Raw genomic sequence first — 20,329 nt, 5'->3', positions numbered from 1 at the left:
CAGTCGATGCTACCGCGTAATGGAGAGTACTACGCAACACGACATCGACGGAGTGCTCGGGCGCATCATCAGCGCGCGAGCGGAACCTCGATGAGCTGCCGCCCGCCGACCGGCGCGGTGAGCAGCTGGTCGAGCGCGGAGCGGGTCGTGACCCGGTGGTACTCCCACCCGTAGGCGAGGGCGAGCTGCTCGAGACGCACCGACTGCGGCGTGTACAGCACGCGCTCCATCGCCTCGGCGCCCGCGACCCCTGCCACCTCGAGCCCGTCGAAGATCGTGCCGCCGCCATCGTTGCCGACGACGACCTGCAGCCGCGGCTCCGTCTCACCGGTAGGGAGGAGCAGCGCGCCGACGTCGTGAAGCAACGCCAGGTCACCCAGGAGCACGCGCGTGACCCCGGGTCGACCGTCCGTCTGGCTGGCCACCGCGATCCCCATCGCCGTCGCGATCGTGCCGTCGATCCCCGCGAGGCCGCGATTCGAATGCACCGGAACCTTCTTACCGGCGAGCACCGCGTCGGCCACACGAACGAGCCGTGACGAGCCGAACATGACGCGGTCGTGGGGCCAGGTCGCCCGCCACACCGCATCGACGAGACCCTCCCGGTCGAGGGGAGCGCGCAGCGCCGCGACCTCCGAGGCGAGGGCGCCGCGCCGTTCGCTCGGCACGTCGGAGGCGAGGGCGTCGGCGTCGGGGGCGGCCGGTGAGAGATCGACGGCCGCGTCGCGGGACGCGCGCATCCAGAGGCCGAGCCACTCGCGGTCCGCGTCGCCGGCATCGACGCCCACCGCGTCGACCGTGACCGTCGCGCCGTTGAGGTTGAGGGGCTCGCCGGGTCCGCGCAGGGCGACGACCTCGACGTCGGTGCGGGAGAGCAGCTGCGTCACCTCGCGGCTGAGCGTCGGGTGGCCGAACACCACCACCCGCTCGATCGCGCCTCCCAGGTCGGGATCGCGGAGCAGCCCGCGGTACCCGTGCACGAGGTACCGGCCGAACCGGGCACCGCTGACGATCTCGGCGATGAGCGGCCATCCGCCCAGGTGCGCGAGGTCCTCTGCGGCAGCACCCGCATCGGCGCCCGCGACGACGACGGTGCGCAGCCCGCGGGCGAGCACCAGCGGCGCATCGTGCGCCGGCGACGCATCCGCGTCTCCGATGCCGCCGCCGCCCTGGTACATCGCGCCGAAGGTGTCGGGCGTCTCGTCGACGGCATCCGGCAGGGGCTCCGTCGGCGCGGCGATCCACGCGGGAACGGCGCCCCCGAGGGGCTCGCGGTAGGGCAGGTTCAGGTGCACGGGGCCGGCGGGCCGGCCGTCGCCGAGGGCGGCGTCGAGCGCTTCGGCGGCGAGGTCGCGCAGCATCCGCGTGCCCTCGCCGGTGCCGTCGGCGTCGGTCTCGTCGGGCACGGCGACGTCGAGCTCGAGACGCACCGCCTGCGCGAACATGCCGGGCTGCCGTGTGGTCTGGTTGGCCCCGATGCCGCGGAGCTCCGGGGGCCGGTCGGCGGTGAGGAGGAGGAGCGGCACGCCGGAGTGGTGCGCTTCGAGCACCGCCGGGAGGAGGTTCGCCACGGCCGTGCCGGACGTGCAGATCACGGCGGCGGGCATCCCGGTCTCGCGCCCGATGCCCAGCGCGGTGAACCCGGCGACGCGTTCGTCGATCCGCACGTGCAGACGGAGAAGACCCGCTCGTTCGAGGTCGGCGGCCACGAGCGCGAGCGCCTGCGAGCGCGAGCCCGGGCTGAGCACCACGTGCTCCACGCCGCGCGCGATCAAAGCGCCGAGGAGAGCGGCGGCGGCATCCGTCGCGGGCGAGGCCGCCCCGTGCTCGGGTGCGTCCACGTCAGCCGACGGCGCCGCGCTGACCGCGCGAGTCGTCGCCGTCGTCGGTCGGCTTCTCGGCCGGGGGGATGCTGCCGGGCGCGGCCGGCGGTGTCCGGGGGTCGTCGGCCTCGGAGTCGAGCATCGCGAGCTCTTCTTCGAGACGGCGGATGCGTTCGTCCTGGTCGCTGATCGTGCCGATGCTGCCGAGGAACTCGGGATCGTCGTCGGGTGCGCGGTGCTTGCGCGACGAGGAGGCTCGTCCGCGGCCCACCGCGAACCACAGAACGCCGCCGAGGACGGGCACGAGGACGGTGATGACGATCCAGACGCCCTTGCTCACGCCGCGGTGACGCTGCGGAGGCTGGAGGGCGCAGTCGACGATCGTGTACACCCAGAATGCGGTCGCCACGAGCGCCCCGATGAGCAGCACCCTTGTCATGGCTCAATCCTACGTGCGCCGCCTGAACGTCGGCCCTGCGCCGGGGCGGATCTAGAATGGCCCGATGCGCGTCCGCTCCGCTTTCCTCTACACCGTGCTGCGGTTGCTCGCGTTCCTCGTGCCGTTCTCGGTGCTGATGCTGTTCCCGGCCTTCCAGAACGGGCTGTACTGGCTCGCCGCGATCTTCGCGGCGCTGATCGGTCTCAGCCTGTCGTTGCTGTTCCTGCGCCGCCCGCTCGAGTCCGTCTCGGGGGGCCTCGCCGAGCGCCGCGCGGCGCGCACCGAGGCCCGCGGCGCACAGGTCGACGCCGACAGCGAAGACGCCGCCGACGACGCGCGTCGCGACTCCGACGCCTGATGCCGCGATCGCGGACGCCGCCTCAGCCGATGAAGGCCCAGAAGAGGAACGCGCCGTAGGCGACCGACGTGAGCGACGTCAGAGCGAGGGCGGTGACCAGTTCGCGCGGGGCCCGGTAGGTCCAGACGATGAGGATCGCCGGGAGCGCCGCCAGGAGCGCCATGAGGGTCAGCCACGCGCCGGGGTAGAACTGCGCGAGGAACACCGCGATCACGAAGGGCAGCAGCACCAGTGCGGTGAACAGCGCCTGGGTGGCCCGCCTGCCGATGCGGACGCTGAGGGTCTTCTTGCCCGCCACCTTGTCCTGATCGATGTCGCGCAGGTTGTTGGCCAGCAGCACGGCGACGGCGAGGAACCCCGCCGCGACCGCTCCGAACCAGGCTTCCTGAGGGATCGACAGCACCTGCACCCACGTGGTGCCGACGGTGGCGACGAGCCCGAAGAAGACGAAGACGAACAGCTCCCCCAGACCGGCGTAGCCGTAGGGCCGCTTGCCGCCGGTGTAGAACCAGGCGGCGGCGATGCAGGCGGCCCCCACCACGAGCAGCCACCACTGCTGGCTGCGGATCACCAATGCGACACCGGCGAGTCCGGCCAGGGCGAAGAACACCAGCGCCACGATGAGCACGGTGCGCGGCTTCGCGCGGCGCGAGGCCGTGAGGCGGGCGGGGCCGACGCGGAAGTCGTCGGTGCCGCGGATGCCGTCGCTGTAGTCGTTGGCGAAGTTCACGCCGATCTGGAGGAACACCGCCACCGCGAGGCAGGTGAGCGCGATGACCCAGTGGAACTGGTCGTCGACGAGCCGGGCGGCGCCGGTTCCGATGAGCACCGGGGTGATCGCCAGCGGCAGCGTCCGCAGGCGCGCCGCCCCGATCCAGTCGCGGGCCGTCGCCTTCGGGGGCGGCGGCGGTGCGCCCTGCGCCTTGCGCGGATTTCCGCGCGGCTGCTGCCGCTTGGCGGTGCTCGTTCGGGTCTTTCGCGTCTTGCCTGCCACGAGTAGTGATCCTACGGCGACGACGAGGCGGCGGCCGTCTCACCGCGGGCCGGAGGCTCGAACGGCGAGCGGCGGACGCTACGTGACCGAGGCCAGCGCGAGTCGTCGAGCCGCCGCGCGGTCGGGCTTGCCCGAGGGGAGCATCGGGATCTCGTCGACGAAGCACACCCTCGACGGACGTGCGGGGCGGCCGACCTGCGCCTCCACGGCGTCGCGCGCGCGTCGCAGCACGCCCTCCGTGTCGGCATCGCGGGCCGCGACGATCACGGATGCTTCGCCCCACCGCTCGTCGGGGACCGCGACGACGACGGCCGACTCGAGGCCCCGGATGCTGCGCACCGCCCGCTCGACGCGGTCGAGCGAGACGTTCACGCCGCCCGAGACGAGCACGTTGTCGATCCGGCCGTGGATGCTCAGCACGCCGTCGTCGATGCGCCCGGCATCGCCCGTGCGATACCAGCGGGTGCCGTCGGGGTCGCGGAGGAACGCCGCATCCGTCCTCTCGGGGTCGCCGAGATAACCCTCGGCGAGCGTCGGCCCCGACACCTGCACCTCACCGCCCTCGATCCGCAGCGTCACGCCGTCGAGAGCGACGCCGTCGTACACGCAGCCGCCGCTGGTCTCGGTCGAGCCGTAGGTGCGGGCCAGCCGCACGCCCAGGGCCTCCGCCCGCTCGCGCACGGCGGGAGGCAGCGCCTGGCCGCCGACGAGGATGCGCTCGAACGAGCGCACCGCCCCCCGCACGTCGGGATCATCATCGGCCGCGTCGAGCAGTCGCTGCAGCTGCGCCGGCACGAGCGAGGTGTAGGTGGGCACGCGCACTCCCCCGACGCTCGACGCCATCGAGCGGGCCGCGGCGGCGAACGCCTCGGGCGAGAAGCGCCCCGCCAGGATCGCGGGCTCGCGCCCCGACACGAGGGAGCGCACGAGCACCTGCAGGCCCGCCACGTAGCCGGCCGGCAGGGCGAGCAGCCACGCCCCCTCGCCCAGGCGCGCCGCGGTCGCCAGCGCGCTGGCGGTGAGGGCGCTGCGGCTGAGCACCACCGACTTCGGCACGCCCGTCGACCCGGAGGTGGTGACGACGACCGCCGTGCCCGCCGGCACCTCGCCCGGGAGCGCCGCATCCGCCGCCCCGAGCGAGATCGCGGGTCCGGCCCCGAGCACCGCGCCCCGGACGGCCCGCAGAACCTCCCGGGGTTCGTCGCCGTTGATCGCTTCGAGCCGCATGTCTCCTCGTCAGATGCCGCACACGGGGGCTTCGCCTACGCCGGAAGGCCCGGTTCGCGGCACCTCAGTAGTGGTAGGGATAGTCCGACCAGTCGGGGTCGCGCTTCTCGAGGAACGCGTCGCGCCCCTCCACCGCCTCATCGGTGCCGTAGGCCAGACGCGTGGCCTCGCCGGCGAAGACCTGCTGCCCGACCAGGCCGTCGTCGACGGCGTTGAACGCGAACTTCAGCATGCGGATCGCGGTCGGGCTCTTCGTGAGGATCGTGCGAGCCATCGCGATCGCCTCGACCTCGAGCTCGGCGTGCGGTACGACGCGGTTGACCGCACCCATCTCGTACGCACGGTCGGCGGAGTACTCCTCGGCGAGGAAGAACACCTCGCGCGCGAGCTTCTGCCCGATCTGGCGGGCGAAGTAGGCCGAGCCGTACCCGGCGTCGAACGATCCGACGTCGGCATCCGTCTGCTTGAAGCGACCGTGCTCGCGGCTCGCGATCGACAGGTCGCACACCACGTTCAGCGAGTGCCCGCCGCCGGCCGCCCATCCCGGGACGACCGCGATGACGACCTTGGGCATGAAGCGGATCAGCCGCTGCACCTCGAGGATGTGCAGCCGGCCCGCGCGTGCGCCGTCGTCGACCGACGAGTGGTCGTCGGAGTACTTGTAGCCGTCGCGACCGCGGATGCGCTGGTCGCCGCCCGAGCAGAACGCCCAGCCGCCGTCCTTCGCGCTCGGGCCGTTGCCGGTGAGCAGCACCACGCCGATACGGGGGTCCTGTCGCGCGACGTCGAGCGCGTGGTGCAGCTCGTCGACCGTGTGAGGGCGGAAGGCGTTTCGCACCTCCGGCCGGTCGAACGCGATGCGCGCGATGCGCCCGTCGAGGCTCGTGTGCGCGGTGATGTCGGTATAGCGCTCGTCGGCGGCGGTCGGCTGCCACACCGCGGGGTCGAACAGATCGGAGACCATCAGAGCGCGTTCTTGCCGTCGCGCCAGCGCAGCCACCGCGTCACGACGTCGTAGTCGGGCGACCCCGGGGCCCATCCGAGCGTGAACAGCCGTGTGCCCGCATCGAAGAGGGCGTCGGCGTCGCTCTCACCGCGGTTCTTCAGCTCGTTCGAGACGATCAGGCCCGAGAGGTCGCGCCCCTCGGTCTCGGCCCAGTTCTCGATGACCGAGATCTTGTGCGCAAGACCCTCGGCCGGCACGAAGCTGTGCCAGATGTCGGCGTGACGGGCCACGAAGCGCAGCGTCTTCTGCTCGCCCGCTCCGCCGATCATGATCGGGATGCGGCGCGTGGGCGGCGGGTTGAGCTTCCCCCAGCGCGAGACGACGCGGTCGAGATCCTGTCCGAGCGCCGTCAGGCGGGATCCGGCGGTGCCGAACTCGTACCCGTACTCGTCGTAGTCGCGCTCGAACCACCCCGAGCCTGTCCCGAAGATGAACCGGCCGGTGTCGCCGCCACGGGCGCTGATGTGGTCGATCGTTCGGGCCATGTCGGCCTGCAGGTCGGCGTTGCGGTAGCTGTTGCAGTTGACCAGCGCGCCGAACTCGACGCGCTCGGTCTGCTCCGCCCACGCGGCCAGCATCGTCCACGACTCGAAGTGGGGTCCGTCGGGGTCGCCGTGCAGGGGGAAGAAGTGGTCCCAGTTGAACAGGATGTCGACACCGAGGTCTTCCAGCCGCGCGGCCGCCTCGCGGATCTGGGGGTATGTCGCGTGCTGGGGTTCGATCTGCACGCCGAGGCGCACGGGAGTGTCGAGAAGCATGCCGTCAGCCTATTCCCGCGTCATGATGAGGGGATGAGCACACTGCCGTCTCTCGACGAACTCCTCACGACCGCGCGCGTCGTGGCGCTCCCGCTGGCAACACGGTTCCGCGGCATCGACGTCCGCGAGGCGATGCTCATCGATGGCCCGAACGGGTGGAGCGAGTTCTCGCCGTTCACCGAGTACGGCGATGCCGAAGCATCCGTGTGGCTGGCCGGCGCCGTCGACTTCGGCTGGGCGGATGCTGCGCCCGCACGCCGCGGCGAGGTGCGGGTCAACGCGACCGTGCCCGCCGTCGCCGCCGACGCCGTGGCCGGGGTGCTCGCGCGGTTCGACGGCTGCCGGACGGCGAAGGTGAAGGTCGCCGAGCCCGGACAGACGCTCGCCGACGACGTCGCCCGGGTCGCCGCGGTGCGCGAGATCCTCGGCCCCGAGGGGCGCATCCGGGTCGACGCCAACGGTGCGTGGAACGTCGACGAGGCCGAGCACGCGATCCACGCGCTGGCCGAGTTCGACCTCGAGTACGTCGAGCAGCCGTGCGCGAGCATCGACGAGCTCGCCGAGCTGCGCGGGCGCGTGAAGTACATGGGCATCCCCATCGCCGCCGACGAGAGCGTCCGGAAGGCCGACGACCCGTTGCGGGTGGCCAGGGCGGGGGCCGCCGACATCCTGATCGTGAAGGCGCAGCCGCTCGGCGGCGTGCACCGCGCGCTCGAGATCGTCGCGCAGGCGGGACTCCCCGCCGTCGTCTCGAGCGCCCTCGACACCTCTGTCGGACTCTCGATGGGAACCGCTCTGGCCGCCGCCCTCCCCGACCACGACTACGACTGCGGGCTCGGCACCTCGGCCCTGTTCACAAGCGACGTGTGCGATCCCGCGCTCTCGCCCCGCGGCGGTGTGCTGCAGGTCGGGCGGATGTCGCCCTCGGCGGAGCGCCTCGACGCGCTGCGGGTCTCGCCGGAGCGCGACGCCTGGTGGCGCGAGCGGCTCGGCCGCTGCCACGCGATCCTCAGCGCGGGTGATCGATGACGAGGTCGGCGACGATCGCGAGCGCCTCGCCGATGCGCCGGGTGATACCGGCCTGATCCGCGTCGTCCATGACGGCGTCTTCGGCGGCGGCCGACCAGGCCGTCATGAAGAGATCCGACGCGTGGACGGCCGGAAGGCGCAATGAGATGTGCTTCGCGCGAGCGATGTCGGTGATGATCTGCGCGACCTCGGTGCGCAGCTGCGTCTCCTGCGAGCGGTAGGCCGCGGCGACGGTCGAATCGCGCAGCGCCCGGATGCGGATCTCGCCCATGAGCAGCACCGCGGTCCGGTCCGCCCCCGACGCCTCCAGCACCTGCTGCACGAGGGTCAGCGAATCACCGGGTGCGCCCGCGAACCCCTCCGTCTCGAGGTCGGCGACCTTGGCGCGCACGGCGGCGATCTGCTGGGCGGCCGCGCGCGCGCAGAGTTCGAGGAAGAGCTGTTCCTTGCTCTCGAAGTTCGAGTAGAACGCGCCGCGCGTGTAGCCGGCGGCCTCGCAGACCGCCTCGACCGAGGCCGCGTCGAGACCCACCTCAGCGAAGACCTGCGCCGCAGCATCGAGCAGTCGCTGGCGGGTGTTCTCGCGTCGGCGCGGAACGGCACCCTCGGTGTCGGTCATGGTGTTCCTCCGGTTCACACGGATCGCTCAGCCTCGGCCGGCCGATCACGCTCTACGATACATCTGTGTATTGGATACAGTGACGTATCGAACTTCCCGATCGAAACGGAGCATCCGTGTCCACACTGCTGTACTCGCTCGGACGCTGGTCGTACCGGCACGGCGTTCGCGTCCTGCTGGCGTGGATCATCGTCCTGGTGGCCGCCGGTGGCGGCGCGGCGCTGTTCAGCCAGGGCACCGACAACTCGTTCTCGATCCCCGGCACCGAGTCGCAGGAGGGACTGCAGCAGCTCTCGCGCACGTTCCCCCAGGTGAGCGGCACGAGCGCGCAGATCATCGTGGTCGCCGCTCCCGGCGACCGGGTCGACGCAGCGCCGTACTCGGCCGACATCGCCACCACGATCACCGACCTCCGCGCGGTCGAGGGCGTGCTGGCCGTGACCGACCCGTTCGACCAGACCGTCTCGGGCCTGGTCAGCGACGACGGCGACGCCGCCATCATCCGTCTGCAGTTCGACGGTCAGTCCGGCGACGTCTCGCCCGAGGCGAAGGCCTCGCTCACCGACGTGTCGAACGCCCTCGGCGTCGAACTCCCCGAGGGCTCGCAGGTCGCCCTCGGCGGCGACCTCTTCGGCACGTCGATCCCCGGGGTGACGATCACCGAGGCGGTCGGGCTCATCATCGCCCTGCTCGTGCTCATCGTCACGTTCCGCTCGTTCGTCGTCGCCGGCCTGCCCCTCCTCACCGCGGTGATCGGCGTCGGGCTCTCGATGGCGCTCATCTTCGTCGCGACCGCCTTCGCGTCGATCTCGTCGACGACCCCGCTCCTGGCGCTCATGCTGGGCCTCGCGGTCGGCATCGACTACGCGCTGTTCATCGCCGCGCGACATCAGGATCAGGTGCGCGAGGGCGTCGACCCCGAGGAATCCGCCGCCCGCGCCACCGGCACCGCCGGGTCGGCCGTCGTCTTCGCCGGCGTGACGGTGCTCATCGCCCTCATCGGCCTGTCGTTCGCGGGCATCCCGTTCCTCACGACCATGGGCATCGCCGCATCCGTCGCCGTGGCGATCGCCGTGCTCGTCGCCGTCACCCTCACCCCCGCGATGCTCGGCCTCGTCAAGGGCCGGATCATCGGACGCCCGCGCCGACGGAAGAAGGGGGCGGATGCTGCCGCGCACGCCCCGAAGCGGATCAACGCGTGGGTGCGGGTCGTGTCGACGCACCCGATCGCCGCGACCGTCTCGGTGGTCGCCGTGCTCGGCGTGCTCGCGATCCCCGCGTCGAGCCTCGCCCTCGCGCTGCCGAACGCGGGCATGCTGCCCGAGTCGAACCAGGCGAGGCAGAACTACGACCTCGCCGCCGAATACTTCGGACCCGGGGTCAACGGCCCGCTCGTGATGACCGGCACGATCGTCACCTCGAACGACCCCGTCACGCTGATGAACGACATCGCGGGCGAGATCGACGACCTCCCCGGTGTCGAGCGGATCGCCCTGGCCACCCCGAACGAGACGGCCGACACCGGCATCGTGCAGATCGTGCCGTCCACGGCCCCCGACGACCCGGCCACCGCCGACCTCGTGCGCGAGCTTCGCGCCCAGCACGACAGACTGCTCGACGAGTACGGGATCGACCTCAAGGTGACCGGCTACACGGCGGTGGCGATCGACATCTCCGACCGCCTCTCCGGCGCCCTCGTGCCGTTCGCGATCTTCGTCGTCGGCCTGTCGTTCATCCTGCTGATGATCGTCTTCCGCTCGATCGCGGTGCCGCTGACGGCGGCCCTCGGCTACCTCCTCTCGGTGGCGGCCGCCTTCGGCGTGGTCGCGGCCGTGTTCGAGTGGGGGTGGTTCGCCGACCTGCTGCACGTGACCCGCGTCGGGCCGGTGATCAGCTTCATGCCGATCGTGCTGATGGGCGTGCTGTTCGGGCTCGCGATGGACTACCAGGTGTTCCTCGTCACGCGCATGCGGGAGGACTACGTGCACGCCCGCGCCCGAGGCGCCGCGGACGCCGACGCACGGGCGACCGCCATCGAGGCGGTGCGCACGGGCTTCTCGGCCACCGCCCGCGTGGTCACCGCGGCCGCGCTGATCATGTTCGCCGTCTTCGCCGCGTTCGTTCCCGAGGGCGACTCGTCGATCAAACCGATCGCGCTGGGCCTGGCCGTCGGCATCGCCGTCGACGCGTTCCTCGTGCGGATGACCCTCATCCCCGCGCTCATGACCCTTCTCGGCGCCAAGGCGTGGTGGATCCCCCGGTGGCTCGACCGGCTCCTGCCGTCGTTCGACGTCGAGGGCGAGGCCGTCGAACGCGAACGGGCGCTGCGCGACTGGCCCGCACCCGGGTCGACCGCGGTCGTCGCCGCCGACGGCGTCGGGCTGGAGTCGCGCGACGTCGACGTCTTCGCCGGGTTCACCGCCACGGTCGAACCGGGTGGCGCGATCGTGCTGACCTCCTCCGATGTCCGTGCGTCGCGCGCGGCCCTGCTCGCGATCGCGGGTCGCGTGCCGACCACGTCGGGGCGGCTGCGCGTCGCGGGGCACCTGCTCCCCGGCCGGGCCGCGTGGGTGCGCGGGCACGTGGCCGTCGCCCTCCTCGATGACGCGGCCGACCCGCTCGCCGAACTCCGAGGCGTCTTCGCGGGGGGCCCCGGGCTCGTCGCCCTGCAGGGGCTCGACGCCCTCGCCCACGGCGCCCTGCGCGATCAGGCCGCGGCGATGCTCCGCGACGCCGAGGGCACGTGGACGCTCGCGATCTCAGCGGCCGATCCCCACGCCGCCCGCGGGGTGCTCGACGACGCCGGCTGGCGCGACGTGCAGACCGTGCGCGTCGAGAGCCACTCCTCCCGCTCCGCCGAACTTCCCGAGGTGAACGCATGACCACTTCCACGTCTCTTCCGGGGCGGGCGATCGAGCGCGCGAACTCTCGCCGCCCGATCACCTGGCTCACGATCATCGGGGCGCTGCTCCTGCCCGCCGTGATCGGCGGCATCCTCGTGGCTGCGCTGTACAACCCCGCCGAGCGCCTCGATTCGGTGACGGCCGCCATCGTGAACGACGATCAGGCCGTCACGATCGACGGACAGCTCGTGCCGCTCGGGCGCCAGCTCACCGCCGGCCTCGTCGACGGTTCCGACGAGGTGGAGAGCAACTTCGACTGGACGATCACGAACGAGCAGGATGCGGCGGACGGGCTCGCCGACGGCACCTACGCCGCCGTCGTGACGATCCCCTCGAACTTCTCGGCCGCCGCGACGTCGACCGCGCCCGGATCGACCCCCGAGCAGGCGACGATCAGCGTGAGCACGCCGCCCGACAGCCTCGTGGTCGACGACGCCATCTCGGCGCAGGTGACCCAGGCCGCCGCATCCCTCACCGGCACCATGCTGAGCGAGACCTACCTGCAGAACGTCTTCCTCGGATTCACCACCCTCGGCGACCAGCTGGGCACCGCGGCCGACGGCGCGCACCAGCTCGCAGACGGCGCTCAACAGGCCGCCGACGGCGCCGCCCAACTGCCGTCCGGTGCGACCGCGCTGGGCGACGGCGCCGGGCAGCTGGCCTCGGGTGCGACCCAGCTCGCCGGGGGCCTCGACCAGATCGCGGGCGGCATCGGGCAATCCGCCGACGGCGCCGGGCAGCTGGCCGCCGGGCTCGACGCGGCGGCTGCCGGCGTGAACAACCAGCAGCTCGTGGGCGCCGCCGCCTCCGCGAACGGCTACGCGCAGACCACCGCTGCACAGACCGCGCAGCTGGCGGCTACCCTCGGCGCCCTGGCTCAGCAGTGCGCGACGGGCACCCTCGATCCGACCCTGTGCGCGCAGGTCGGCGGGGCAGCCCAGAGCGCGGTGGAGGCGGCGACCAGCGCCGGCTACGCCGCGGGTTACACCGCACCGACGGCCGACGGGATCGCGCAGCTGACGTCGCAGTCGTCGGCCGGGCTGAGCGAGGCGGCCGCGCAGACGCGCACGCTGCAATCGGGCCTCAACCAGCTCGCCGCCGGAACCGCTCAGTCGGCCACCGGTGCACGGGGGCTCTCCACGGGGGCGACGCAGGTGTCGGACGGCGCCGGGGAACTGGCGACCGGGTCTCAGACCCTCGCCGACGGCGTTGCGCAGCTCGCCACCGGCACCGACGACCTCGCCAACGGGTTGACCACCGCCGCGGAGCAGGTTCCGACCTACACCGAGACGCAGGCGAAGGATCTCGCCTCGGTCGTGGCAGATCCGGTGGCCGCGGAGGGCATCGGCTCGAACCTGTTCGGCTCGACCGCGATCCCGCTCCTCGCGAGCGTCGCGCTCTGGTTCGGTGGGCTCGGCACCTTCGTCGCGCTCCGCGCCGTCACCGCGCGCACGATCAGCTCGCGTCGCCCGTCGGCCCTCCTCGCGGGCCGGGCGCTGCTCCCCGCCGCGGTCATCGGCGCCGTGCAGGGTCTGCTCGTCGCGGGCGTCGTGCAGCTGGCCGCCTCGTATGACTGGGGCCAGTGGTCGCTGTTCGCGGTGATGTCGGTGCTCACCGGCATCGCTTTCGCCGCCGTGAACCAGGCGCTCGTCGCGGTGTTCGGCGGGGCCGGGCGCTGGATCGCCGCGCTCATCGGCGTGATCGCCGTCGCGACCGGGATCGTCTCGACCGTCCCGGGGGTGCTGAAGTCGGTCGCGGGCCTCCTGCCCACGGCGCCGGCGTACCAGGGCGCCGTCGACGCGCTCACCTCGAGCGGCAACCTCGGCGCCGCGATCGCGGGCCTGGTGATCTGGGCGGTGCTCGCCTTCATCGCGACGATCCTCGCGGTCGCCCGTCGCCGCTCGGTCTCGACCCGCGCCCTCCTGGCCGTGTCGCCCGCCTAGCGCCGGCTTCGAGAGTCCAAGACACCCGGACGCCGCGCACGCGCGGCCCGGGTGTCTTGGACTCTCGGCGTTCCTCCCCAGGGTGCCCGACGGAGCGAACTGTGCACAGGTCGCCGTGGGCGCCGGGAGCGGGTGCGGGCAGGCGCGCACCCTGGGCGGATGAAACGCGCCGAGCTCCCGCCCTCGTTGCAGGGCGCCTCCTTCCGAACCGACGCGGCGAGGGCCGCGGGCGTGGCGCGCGACCGGCTCGACGCCGCGGATCTGTTCGCGCCGTTCCACGGGGTGCGTGCGCCGGCCGACGCGCTGCCCGACTCCGTCCTCGACCGGTGCCGGCTCCTCCTGCCCCGGCTCGGCGGCCTGCAGTTCTTCAGCCACAGCACCGCCGCCGCGCTCTGGCAGATGCTGCTCCCCCGCTCCGCCGAGATCGGACCCCTTCACGTGGCCGCCTGCCCGCCCGCGCGGGCGCCGCGGACGGCCGGGGTGATCGGCCATCGCACCGACCTCACCGCCGAGATGCTCACTCTCGCCCGGGGCCTGCCGGTGCCCTCCGTCGCCGAGACATGGGCCCAGCTCGGCAGCATCCTCACCCTCGACGATCTCATCGCCGCGGCAGACGGCATCCTGACGGCAGGCTCGGCCACGGCCGAAGATCTCGCGGCAGCCGTCGTGCGGTTGCGACGGAGAGGAGCACGCGACCTCGCCCGGGCCCTGTCGGAGATGCGCGCCGGCTCGGAATCGCGGCCCGAGACGCGAACCCGCCTCGTGCTCTCGCGCGCCGGACTCCCCGAGCCGGAGCTGAATCAAGACCTGCGCTCGGCAGACGGTCGATTCGTCGCACGACTCGACATCGCGTATCGGCGCTACCGCGTGTGCGTCGAATACGACGGACGCCAGCACGCCGAGCACGCGCAATTCGTCCGCGATGCGGACCGCTGGGCGGACATCGAGGCAGAGGGGTGGATCATCGTCCGGGTGCTCGCGCACCACCTCGCCGACCCGCGCTCCCTGGTCGCCCGCGTCGAACGCGCGCTGCGCTCGCGTGGATGGTCACGCGCCACCTGAGAGTCCACAACACCCGGACGACCGACCTCGTGCGTCCGGGTGTCGTGGACTCTCAGAAGGAGAGAGCGCCGCCAGGGTTTACGACAGGCCGGAGTAGACGTGGAGGCCCTTGAAGAAGAGGTTCACGATCGTGAAGTTGAACAGCACCGCGGTGAACCCGATGATCGACAGCCAGGCCGAGCGGGTTCCGCGCCAGCCGCGCGTCGCGCGGGCGTGAATGTATCCGGCGTAGAGCACCCAGATCACGAAGGTCCAGACTTCCTTCGTGTCGAAGCCCCAGTAGCGGCCCCACGCGTCGTTGGCCCAGATCGACCCGGCGATCAGGGTGAAGGTCCAGAAGATGAAGCCGACGATCGCGAAGCGGTAGGCCAGTGATTCCAGAGCGTCGGCGGTGGGGATCGTCCGCAGGAACGGCAGCCCGATCCTCTTCGGCGCCGCGGTGTCGCCGGCTCCCGCGAGGTCGGCGGATGCTGCGACACGGGCCTCTCGGCGGGCCTGCAGCAGCTGGAGTACCGAGAGTCCGAAGGCGAGCGCGAACAACCCCGTGGCGAAGGCGGCGACGAAGACGTGCACGACGAGCCAGACCGACTTCAGCGGGTCGGCGAGCGGCGTCACCTCGACGTAGAGTCCGCCCAGGAGCGTGCCGCCGAGGAGCACCACCGTCATGCCCGTGATGAACGAGCCGAGGAACCGCAGGTCGTACCGGAACAGGGTCACCAGGTAGACCGACACGATGATGAGGGTGCCGGTCAGGGCGAACTCGTACATGTTCGACCACGGCACGCGCTCGGCCTCGAGCCCGCGCAGCACCGTGCCGGCGAAGTGGAAGAGGAACGCCAGCACCGTCAGCGTCGTGCCGATGCGCGCCCAGACGAACCGGGGCTTGGCGGGCAGCTCGGCACCCTGTCGGGAGCCGGAGGCCGAACCCGAGACCGACCCGCCGCCCGCGGCGACGAGTTCGCGCGCCTCCGCGGCATCCTGCGCCTTCACGGCGAGGTCGGAGCGGCGCGCGAGGTCGACGGCGTACGCGATGAACGCGAGCACGTAGATCGCGATCGACGTCCAGACGAGCAGCAGCGAGACCGCGCCGAGCGAGAGCGCGTCTTCGGTTCCGGTCATGTGGTGATTCTACTTCCGGGGGTGTGGCGGCGGGCCTCGAAGGCGAGGGAATGACGGGCCTCGAGAGCGGTGACGGCTTCGGCCAGGGTGGGATCCTCGCCGCGGGCCAGGCCCGCGTACTCGATGCGGACGGCGTCGCCGTCGGGGGTGACCTTGACCCACATCCGGCGTCGGGGGACGAAGAGGGCGGCGAGCAGACCCGCCAGAGCCAGCAGCGCGAAGCCGAGCACCCACGGCGCGGCGATGTCGCGGTGGATCGACAGCGACACGAACCGCTTCACCGACTGGTCGAGGTTCGCCGCGCCCTCCGGGGAGGCGTCCTCGAAGGTGATCGTGCCGAGACCGTTCGGGAGGTCCTGCGTCTCGCCGGGGGCGAGTTCGATCGAGTCGACGCCGGTGTCTCCACCGGTGAGCTGCTGCATGTCGCTCACGTCGAGCGTGTACACCGAGCGCGGGGTTCCCCCGTCGATACCGAGGTCTCCGCTGTAGACGTTCAAGGTCAGCACCGGGTTCGCCAGCGACGGGTAGGCCGACGTGAACGCGCCCGACTCGAGCGGGGCCTGCGTCGGGTAGAAGAAGCCGATGAGTCCGAGCTGCTCGGGGAAGCCGTCGGGCACCTTGACGACGCCGAGCGAGGTCATATTGCTGTCCTGGGGAAGGAACGGCACCGAGTCGGTGTAGATCGCGGTCCCCTCCGCGTCGCGGATCGTGATCGTGGGGGCGTACCCGTTGCCGAGCAGGTACACGCGATCGCCGGCGACATCGAGGGGGTGGTTGACCCGCACCTCGCCCTCCTCCGGCTCCTCGCCCGCGAGACGGGTGGTCATATGCGCCACGAAGTCGCCGGCCTGCCCGGCCCCCTGCTGCCCGAAGGGCACATACGAGATGTCGAACTGGTCGAGCGTCATCGAGTAGGGGACGAGATTGTCGGCGTTGACGAAACGACCGGGGTTGAACGAGGAGTAGTCGAGCAGGGTGTTGGTGAAGGTCGTGCCCTGCACGATGACGCGCTGCCCGGTGTAGGTGAACCCGCCGCCGACCCCGACTGCGATGAGCACGCCGACGAGCGCCGCGTGGAAGACGAGGTTGCCCGTCTCGCGGAGGTAGCCGCGCTCGGCCGATACCGACAGCGCTCCGCGCGCGTCGTAGCGTTCCACGCGGTAGCCGCTCTTGCGCAGCTGCTCCTGCGCCGCCTCGACGGCGGCCGAGGCGACGGATGCTGCGTCCTCGCCGTCGCGCAGCTCGACACGCGTCTCGCGGTAGTCGTCGAGGCGGGCGAGACGCGCGGGGGTGCGCGGCGGCCGGGTGCGCAGCGCCTTCCAGTGGTGCTTGGTGCGCGGCAGCACGCAGCCGACCAGCGAGATGAACAGCAGCAGGTAGATCGCCGAGAACCAGGGAGAGGTGTAGACGTCGAACAGGCTCAGATTGTCGAGGATCGGTGCGAGGTCGGGATTGTCGGCGAAGTACTGCGTGACGCCGTTCGGGTCGGCGCTGCGCTGGGGGACGATCGATCCGGGCACCGCGGCGATCGCGAGGAGGAGCAGCAGCACCAGCGCCGTGCGCATGCTCGTGAGCTGACGCCACCCCCACCGCAGCCACCCGACGACTCCGAGCGACGGCGAGGTGATCGCGTCGCCGTCGGCGTGGTCGGACGGACGCAGCGGATCGGCGGAACCGGATCCGTCGTCGGGCCCGTCCTCGGGAACGGACGAATCAGAGCGGGAGCGGGACACGTCCCATCACCCCCTGCAGCTGCGACATGAGAGAACCCCAGACGCCCGTGACCATGAGCAGGCCGAGCGCGATCAGGAAGAGACCGCCGACGACGTTGACGGCTCGGATGTGCTTCCGCAGGAACGACACCGACCTCGTCGCCCAGCCGAAGCCGAGGGCGAGCAGGAGGAACGGGATGCCGAGGCCCAGCGAGTACGCCAGGCCCAGCAGGGCCGCTCGCCACGGGTCGCCGAGGTTGTACGACACCGCGATGATCGCGGACAGGGTCGGGCCGATGCAGGGCGTCCAGCCGATGCCGAGCGCGATGCCCAGGAGCGGTGCTCCGATGAGCCCCACGCTGCTCTTCGCCTGCATGCGCATGGTGCGCTGGGCGAGCCCGAACAGCCCGATGAAGACGAGCCCCATGAGGATGATGACCACGCCCATGACGCGCGTGATCACGTCGGCGTACTGCAGGAAGAAGCGACCGACCGTTCCGCTGAGCACGGTCATCGTCAGGAAGACGAGGGTGAACCCGGCGATGAACAGAAGCACGCCGCCGACGAGGCGCCCCCTCCCGGGGGATGCGGATGCTGCGCCGCGGCGAGGAGCGACGGTGCCCCCGATGAAGCCGAGATAGCCCGGGACGAGCGGCAGCACGCACGGGGAGAGGAACGAGACGAGGCCCGCGGCCAGGGCGATGGGGACCGCGAGCCAGAGGGCGCCGTCGAAGACGATCGCGCCCGGATTCACGTGGTCTCCGCCAGCGCGTCGCGCACGAGGGTCTCGAGGATGGACGACTCCTGCAGCTCGCCGATGATGCGGGCGGCCACGCGCCCCTGCTTGTCGAGCACGAGGGTCGTGGGGGTCGCGTTGATGGGCGTCTTATCGGCGAAGGAGAGCTTGACCGATCCGGAGTTCACATCGATGACGCTCGGGTAGGACACGTTGTTGTCGCGGGCGAACGACGCGGCCGTCTCGGCCTGGTCGTAGGTGTTCACCCCGAGGAACGACACGTCCTGACCCTCGAACGAGGTGTAGGCGGCCTCCAGCCGCGGCGCCTCGACGATGCAGGGGCCGCAGGCCGCGTACCAGAAGTTGACCACCAGCACGTCGCCGGCGTAGTCGGCACTGGTCACCTCGTCGCCGTGCTCGGTCGTGCCGGTGAAGTCGACCGGCTCGCCGCGCTCGGCGGCGGGGATCTCGTCGACGCGGAAGTCGCCGGCGATGAACCCCTTGTTATCCCCCTCCCGGTACTGCGAGGCGAGGGGGTCGTTGGAGCAGGCTGCGAGTCCCACGACGAGGGCGGCGGCCGCGGCGGCCGCGAGAAGACGGCGCATCACACGGCTCCGACATCGATGGCGCCGGCGGTGTTCGCCGGCTCGGCGTAAGCGACCTCGACCCAGCGCTGTCCGGTCGCGGGTTCGCCCCGGCGCTCGAAGGTGGTCACGCTCGACAGCGCGCACCGGCGATTGCGGGGGTCGTGCTTCATCGGGAGTCCCGCGACGGCGAGGTGCGTGACCCAGATGGGGAGCTGGTGCGAGACCACGACGACGTCACCGCGGTCGGTGCGGTTCCAGGCGTCGTCCATCGCCTCCAGCATCCGTTCGACGACCCGGCCGTAGGGTTCTCCCCAGCTCGGCACGGCGGGGCGGGTGAGGTGCCGCCAGCTCAGCGGATTGGCGAGGGCACGCCGCATCTGTCGACCCTCGAAGACGTTGGTCGGCTCGATGACCCGCTCGTCGATGTAGGGATCGACGCCGAAGGTCTCCTCGAACGGCTCGGCCGACTCCCGGGTGCGCTGGAGGGGCGAGACCACGAGCGCGCCGATCGGCCGCTCGAGCCCGTGGACGTAGTCGGCGGCCTGCCGCGCCATGCGACGCCCGTCGACGCTCAACCCGAAACCGGGGAGACGGCCGTAGAGCACGCGACGCGGATTGTGCACCTCGCCATGACGGACGAGGTGGAGACGGTCGGCAGGCACCCGCCCAGTCTACGGCGGCGGGTTCTGCGAGCCCGCTGAGGGCGGGGCAGATCGCTCGACGCCGAACGGTCTCAGACCCCGTCGAGCTGGCGCTCGCGGCGATCGCGCACGATCGTGCGCACGCGCACCACGAGGAACCAGGCCACGGCCGCGACGGCGACGGCGATGACGACGTACTGGAGGATGTCGGCGTACTGCTCGATGACGTGCCAGTTCTCCCCGAGGAGGAAACCGGCCATCACGAAGATAGTGTTCCAGACCGCGCTGCCGGCCGCCGTGAGCAGGCCGAACTTCCACAGCGGCATGCGCGAGACGCCGGCGGGGATGGAGATGAGACTGCGGAAGATCGGGATCATCCGGCCGAAGAACACCGCCGCCCAGCCGTGCTTCTGGAACCATGCGACCGTGCGGTCGACGTCGTCACCCTTCATCAGCGGCATCCGCTCGGCGATCCGGCGCAGACGCGCGGCTCCGAGCCACGCCCCGATGCCGTAGAGCACGAACGCCCCGACGACCGAGCCGAGCGTCGTCCAGATGAGCGCCTCGGCGAGGGTGAACGACCCCCGGCTGGCGGTGAGACCGGCCATCGGCAGCACGACTTCACTCGGAAGCGGGGGGAAGAGGTTCTCGAGGGCGATCGCCGCACCGGCTCCCGCCGGACCGATGATCTCCATGAGCGAGACGGTCCAGTCGGCGAGGGAGGACAGCCACGAACCGTCGCCGCCGGATTGCGCGGCAGCGGTCACGAGGAGGGTGGTGTCGGTCATCGGGTGCCTTCGCGCTCGGTGATCGGCGGCCCGACCGGGCGCCTCGCCCAGCCTAGGCCGGTCGGATCGGGGAATCCTGGGTGCTGGCCCCCGCGCGCGATCGGGTCACCCCGAAGCATCCGCTCACTGCCGAACGGCGGAGCCGACGATCGCCGCCGCGACGAACCACAGCGCGACCATGAGGGCTGCACCCGCCAGCGGCACCCAGAACGCCAGACGCTGCCTCACCAGCCGTACGACGGCGGCGACGACCGAGAGAAGCAGCACGGCCCATGGCGAGATGACGCCGAACCACAGACCGACGTTCATCGTCTCGACGTCGCACGAGACCGTCGCGCAGGCGTCGGAGGCCCCCGCGAGAAGAAACCCCGCGTACGAGGCGGCGAGCGCGAAGAGAGTGAGCAGCACGAGGAGCACGACGGTGAGTGCGACGTCCCACACGCGGGGCGCCCGCCGCGACGCGCGCTCGGGCGCGAGCGTGCGATACGACGACGGGGGCATGGAGAACGTCACGTGCGACATTGTAGGGACGACGACGGATGCTGCGCGGTGGCCTTCCTGACGAAGTGAGACGTCCGAATGGCG

Annotated in this window: 19 protein-coding genes; 5 read left to right on the top strand and 14 right to left on the bottom strand. The window is 71.6% G+C overall.

Annotation, left to right across the window (positions count from 1 at the left end):
• Positions 1-68 precede the first annotated feature (68 nt).
• Positions 69-1,841 (bottom strand): 2-succinyl-5-enolpyruvyl-6-hydroxy-3-cyclohexene-1-carboxylic-acid synthase, encoded by a 1,773-nt coding sequence (gene menD / locus DEU34_RS09170; RefSeq protein ID WP_121149900.1) that lies wholly within the window; start codon positions 1,839-1,841, stop codon positions 69-71.
• A gap of 1 nt (position 1,842) precedes the next feature.
• Positions 1,843-2,262 (bottom strand): PLD nuclease N-terminal domain-containing protein, encoded by a 420-nt coding sequence (locus DEU34_RS09165; RefSeq protein WP_121149899.1) that lies wholly within the window; start codon positions 2,260-2,262, stop codon positions 1,843-1,845.
• A 64-nt stretch (positions 2,263-2,326) separates the two neighbouring features.
• Here DEU34_RS09165 and DEU34_RS09160 point away from each other — a divergent pair, with 64 nt between their 5' ends.
• Positions 2,327-2,620 (top strand): DUF4229 domain-containing protein, encoded by a 294-nt coding sequence (locus tag DEU34_RS09160; RefSeq protein ID WP_121149898.1) that lies wholly within the window; start codon positions 2,327-2,329, stop codon positions 2,618-2,620.
• A gap of 22 nt (positions 2,621-2,642) precedes the next feature.
• On the opposite strand, the gene DEU34_RS09155 is transcribed toward DEU34_RS09160, so the two are convergent.
• The 4 genes from DEU34_RS09155 to DEU34_RS09140 form a co-directional block, all read right to left on the bottom strand.
• Positions 2,643-3,614: a 1,4-dihydroxy-2-naphthoate polyprenyltransferase gene (locus DEU34_RS09155; RefSeq protein WP_121149897.1), complete on the bottom strand. Its 972-nt coding sequence runs from the start codon at positions 3,612-3,614 to the stop codon at positions 2,643-2,645.
• Between the two features lie 78 nt (positions 3,615-3,692).
• Entirely contained in the window at positions 3,693-4,841 is a 1,149-nt protein-coding gene (locus DEU34_RS09150) for an AMP-binding protein (protein WP_121149896.1), read from the bottom strand.
• A gap of 64 nt (positions 4,842-4,905) precedes the next feature.
• Entirely contained in the window at positions 4,906-5,805 is a 900-nt protein-coding gene (locus DEU34_RS09145; RefSeq protein WP_121149895.1) for a 1,4-dihydroxy-2-naphthoyl-CoA synthase, read from the bottom strand.
• Positions 5,805-6,605 carry an LLM class F420-dependent oxidoreductase gene (locus DEU34_RS09140; RefSeq protein ID WP_121149894.1) on the bottom strand — a complete coding sequence of 267 codons (801 nt, stop codon included), beginning with the start codon at positions 6,603-6,605 and terminating at the stop codon, positions 5,805-5,807. The genes DEU34_RS09145 and DEU34_RS09140 overlap by 1 nt, the downstream gene beginning before the upstream one ends.
• Before the next feature lie 33 nt (positions 6,606-6,638).
• On the opposite strand from DEU34_RS09140, the gene DEU34_RS09135 reads away from it, so the two are divergent.
• Positions 6,639-7,634 (top strand): o-succinylbenzoate synthase, encoded by a 996-nt coding sequence (locus DEU34_RS09135; protein WP_121149893.1) that lies wholly within the window; start codon positions 6,639-6,641, stop codon positions 7,632-7,634.
• Here DEU34_RS09135 and DEU34_RS09130 read toward each other — a convergent pair.
• Positions 7,615-8,253, bottom strand: coding sequence for a TetR/AcrR family transcriptional regulator (locus tag DEU34_RS09130; protein WP_121149892.1), 639 nt, complete (start codon positions 8,251-8,253; stop codon positions 7,615-7,617). The genes DEU34_RS09135 and DEU34_RS09130 overlap by 20 nt on opposite strands.
• 116 nt (positions 8,254-8,369) lie before the next feature.
• On the opposite strand from DEU34_RS09130, the gene DEU34_RS09125 reads away from it, so the two are divergent.
• From DEU34_RS09125 to DEU34_RS09115, 3 genes are all read left to right on the top strand, one after another.
• Positions 8,370-11,135, top strand: coding sequence for an efflux RND transporter permease subunit (locus DEU34_RS09125; protein ID WP_121149891.1), 2,766 nt, complete (start codon positions 8,370-8,372; stop codon positions 11,133-11,135).
• Complete coding sequence (locus DEU34_RS09120; protein WP_121149890.1) at positions 11,132-13,099, top strand: YhgE/Pip family protein; 1,968 nt, start codon at positions 11,132-11,134, stop codon at positions 13,097-13,099. Before DEU34_RS09125 ends, DEU34_RS09120 begins: the two co-directional genes overlap by 4 nt.
• Before the next feature lie 159 nt (positions 13,100-13,258).
• Positions 13,259-14,161, top strand: coding sequence for an endonuclease domain-containing protein (locus tag DEU34_RS09115; RefSeq protein WP_121149889.1), 903 nt, complete (start codon positions 13,259-13,261; stop codon positions 14,159-14,161).
• A 78-nt stretch (positions 14,162-14,239) separates the two neighbouring features.
• On the opposite strand, the gene ccsB is transcribed toward DEU34_RS09115, so the two are convergent.
• From ccsB to DEU34_RS09080, 7 genes are all read right to left on the bottom strand, one after another.
• Positions 14,240-15,280, bottom strand: a complete 1,041-nt coding sequence (gene ccsB, locus DEU34_RS09110; protein WP_121149888.1) for a c-type cytochrome biogenesis protein CcsB — start codon at positions 15,278-15,280, stop codon at positions 14,240-14,242.
• On the bottom strand, positions 15,277-17,013 hold the full coding sequence (locus tag DEU34_RS09105) for a cytochrome c biogenesis protein ResB (protein WP_121149887.1): 1,737 nt from the start codon (positions 17,011-17,013) through the stop codon (positions 15,277-15,279). The genes ccsB and DEU34_RS09105 overlap by 4 nt, the downstream gene beginning before the upstream one ends.
• Positions 16,994-17,746 (bottom strand): cytochrome c biogenesis CcdA family protein, encoded by a 753-nt coding sequence (locus tag DEU34_RS09100; protein ID WP_121149886.1) that lies wholly within the window; start codon positions 17,744-17,746, stop codon positions 16,994-16,996. Before DEU34_RS09100 ends, DEU34_RS09105 begins: the two co-directional genes overlap by 20 nt.
• On the bottom strand, positions 17,743-18,333 hold the full coding sequence (locus DEU34_RS09095; RefSeq protein WP_121149885.1) for a TlpA disulfide reductase family protein: 591 nt from the start codon (positions 18,331-18,333) through the stop codon (positions 17,743-17,745). Before DEU34_RS09095 ends, DEU34_RS09100 begins: the two co-directional genes overlap by 4 nt.
• A complete protein-coding gene (locus tag DEU34_RS09090) occupies positions 18,333-18,977 on the bottom strand; it encodes a histidine phosphatase family protein (protein ID WP_121149884.1) in 645 nt (214 codons plus the stop codon). The genes DEU34_RS09095 and DEU34_RS09090 overlap by 1 nt, the downstream gene beginning before the upstream one ends.
• 71 nt (positions 18,978-19,048) lie before the next feature.
• Positions 19,049-19,744, bottom strand: a complete 696-nt coding sequence (locus DEU34_RS09085) for a DedA family protein (protein WP_121149883.1) — start codon at positions 19,742-19,744, stop codon at positions 19,049-19,051.
• Positions 19,745-19,867: 123 nt separating this feature from the next.
• A complete protein-coding gene (locus DEU34_RS09080; RefSeq protein WP_147424033.1) occupies positions 19,868-20,257 on the bottom strand; it encodes a DUF6264 family protein in 390 nt (129 codons plus the stop codon).
• Positions 20,258-20,329: the final 72 nt, after the last annotated feature.

Source organism: Microbacterium sp. AG1240, assembly GCF_003635115.1.
GTDB lineage: Bacteria > Actinomycetota > Actinomycetes > Actinomycetales > Microbacteriaceae > Microbacterium.
The sequence above is the reverse complement of the archived record's forward strand: the minus strand, read 5'-3'. Positions and strand labels throughout refer to the sequence as shown.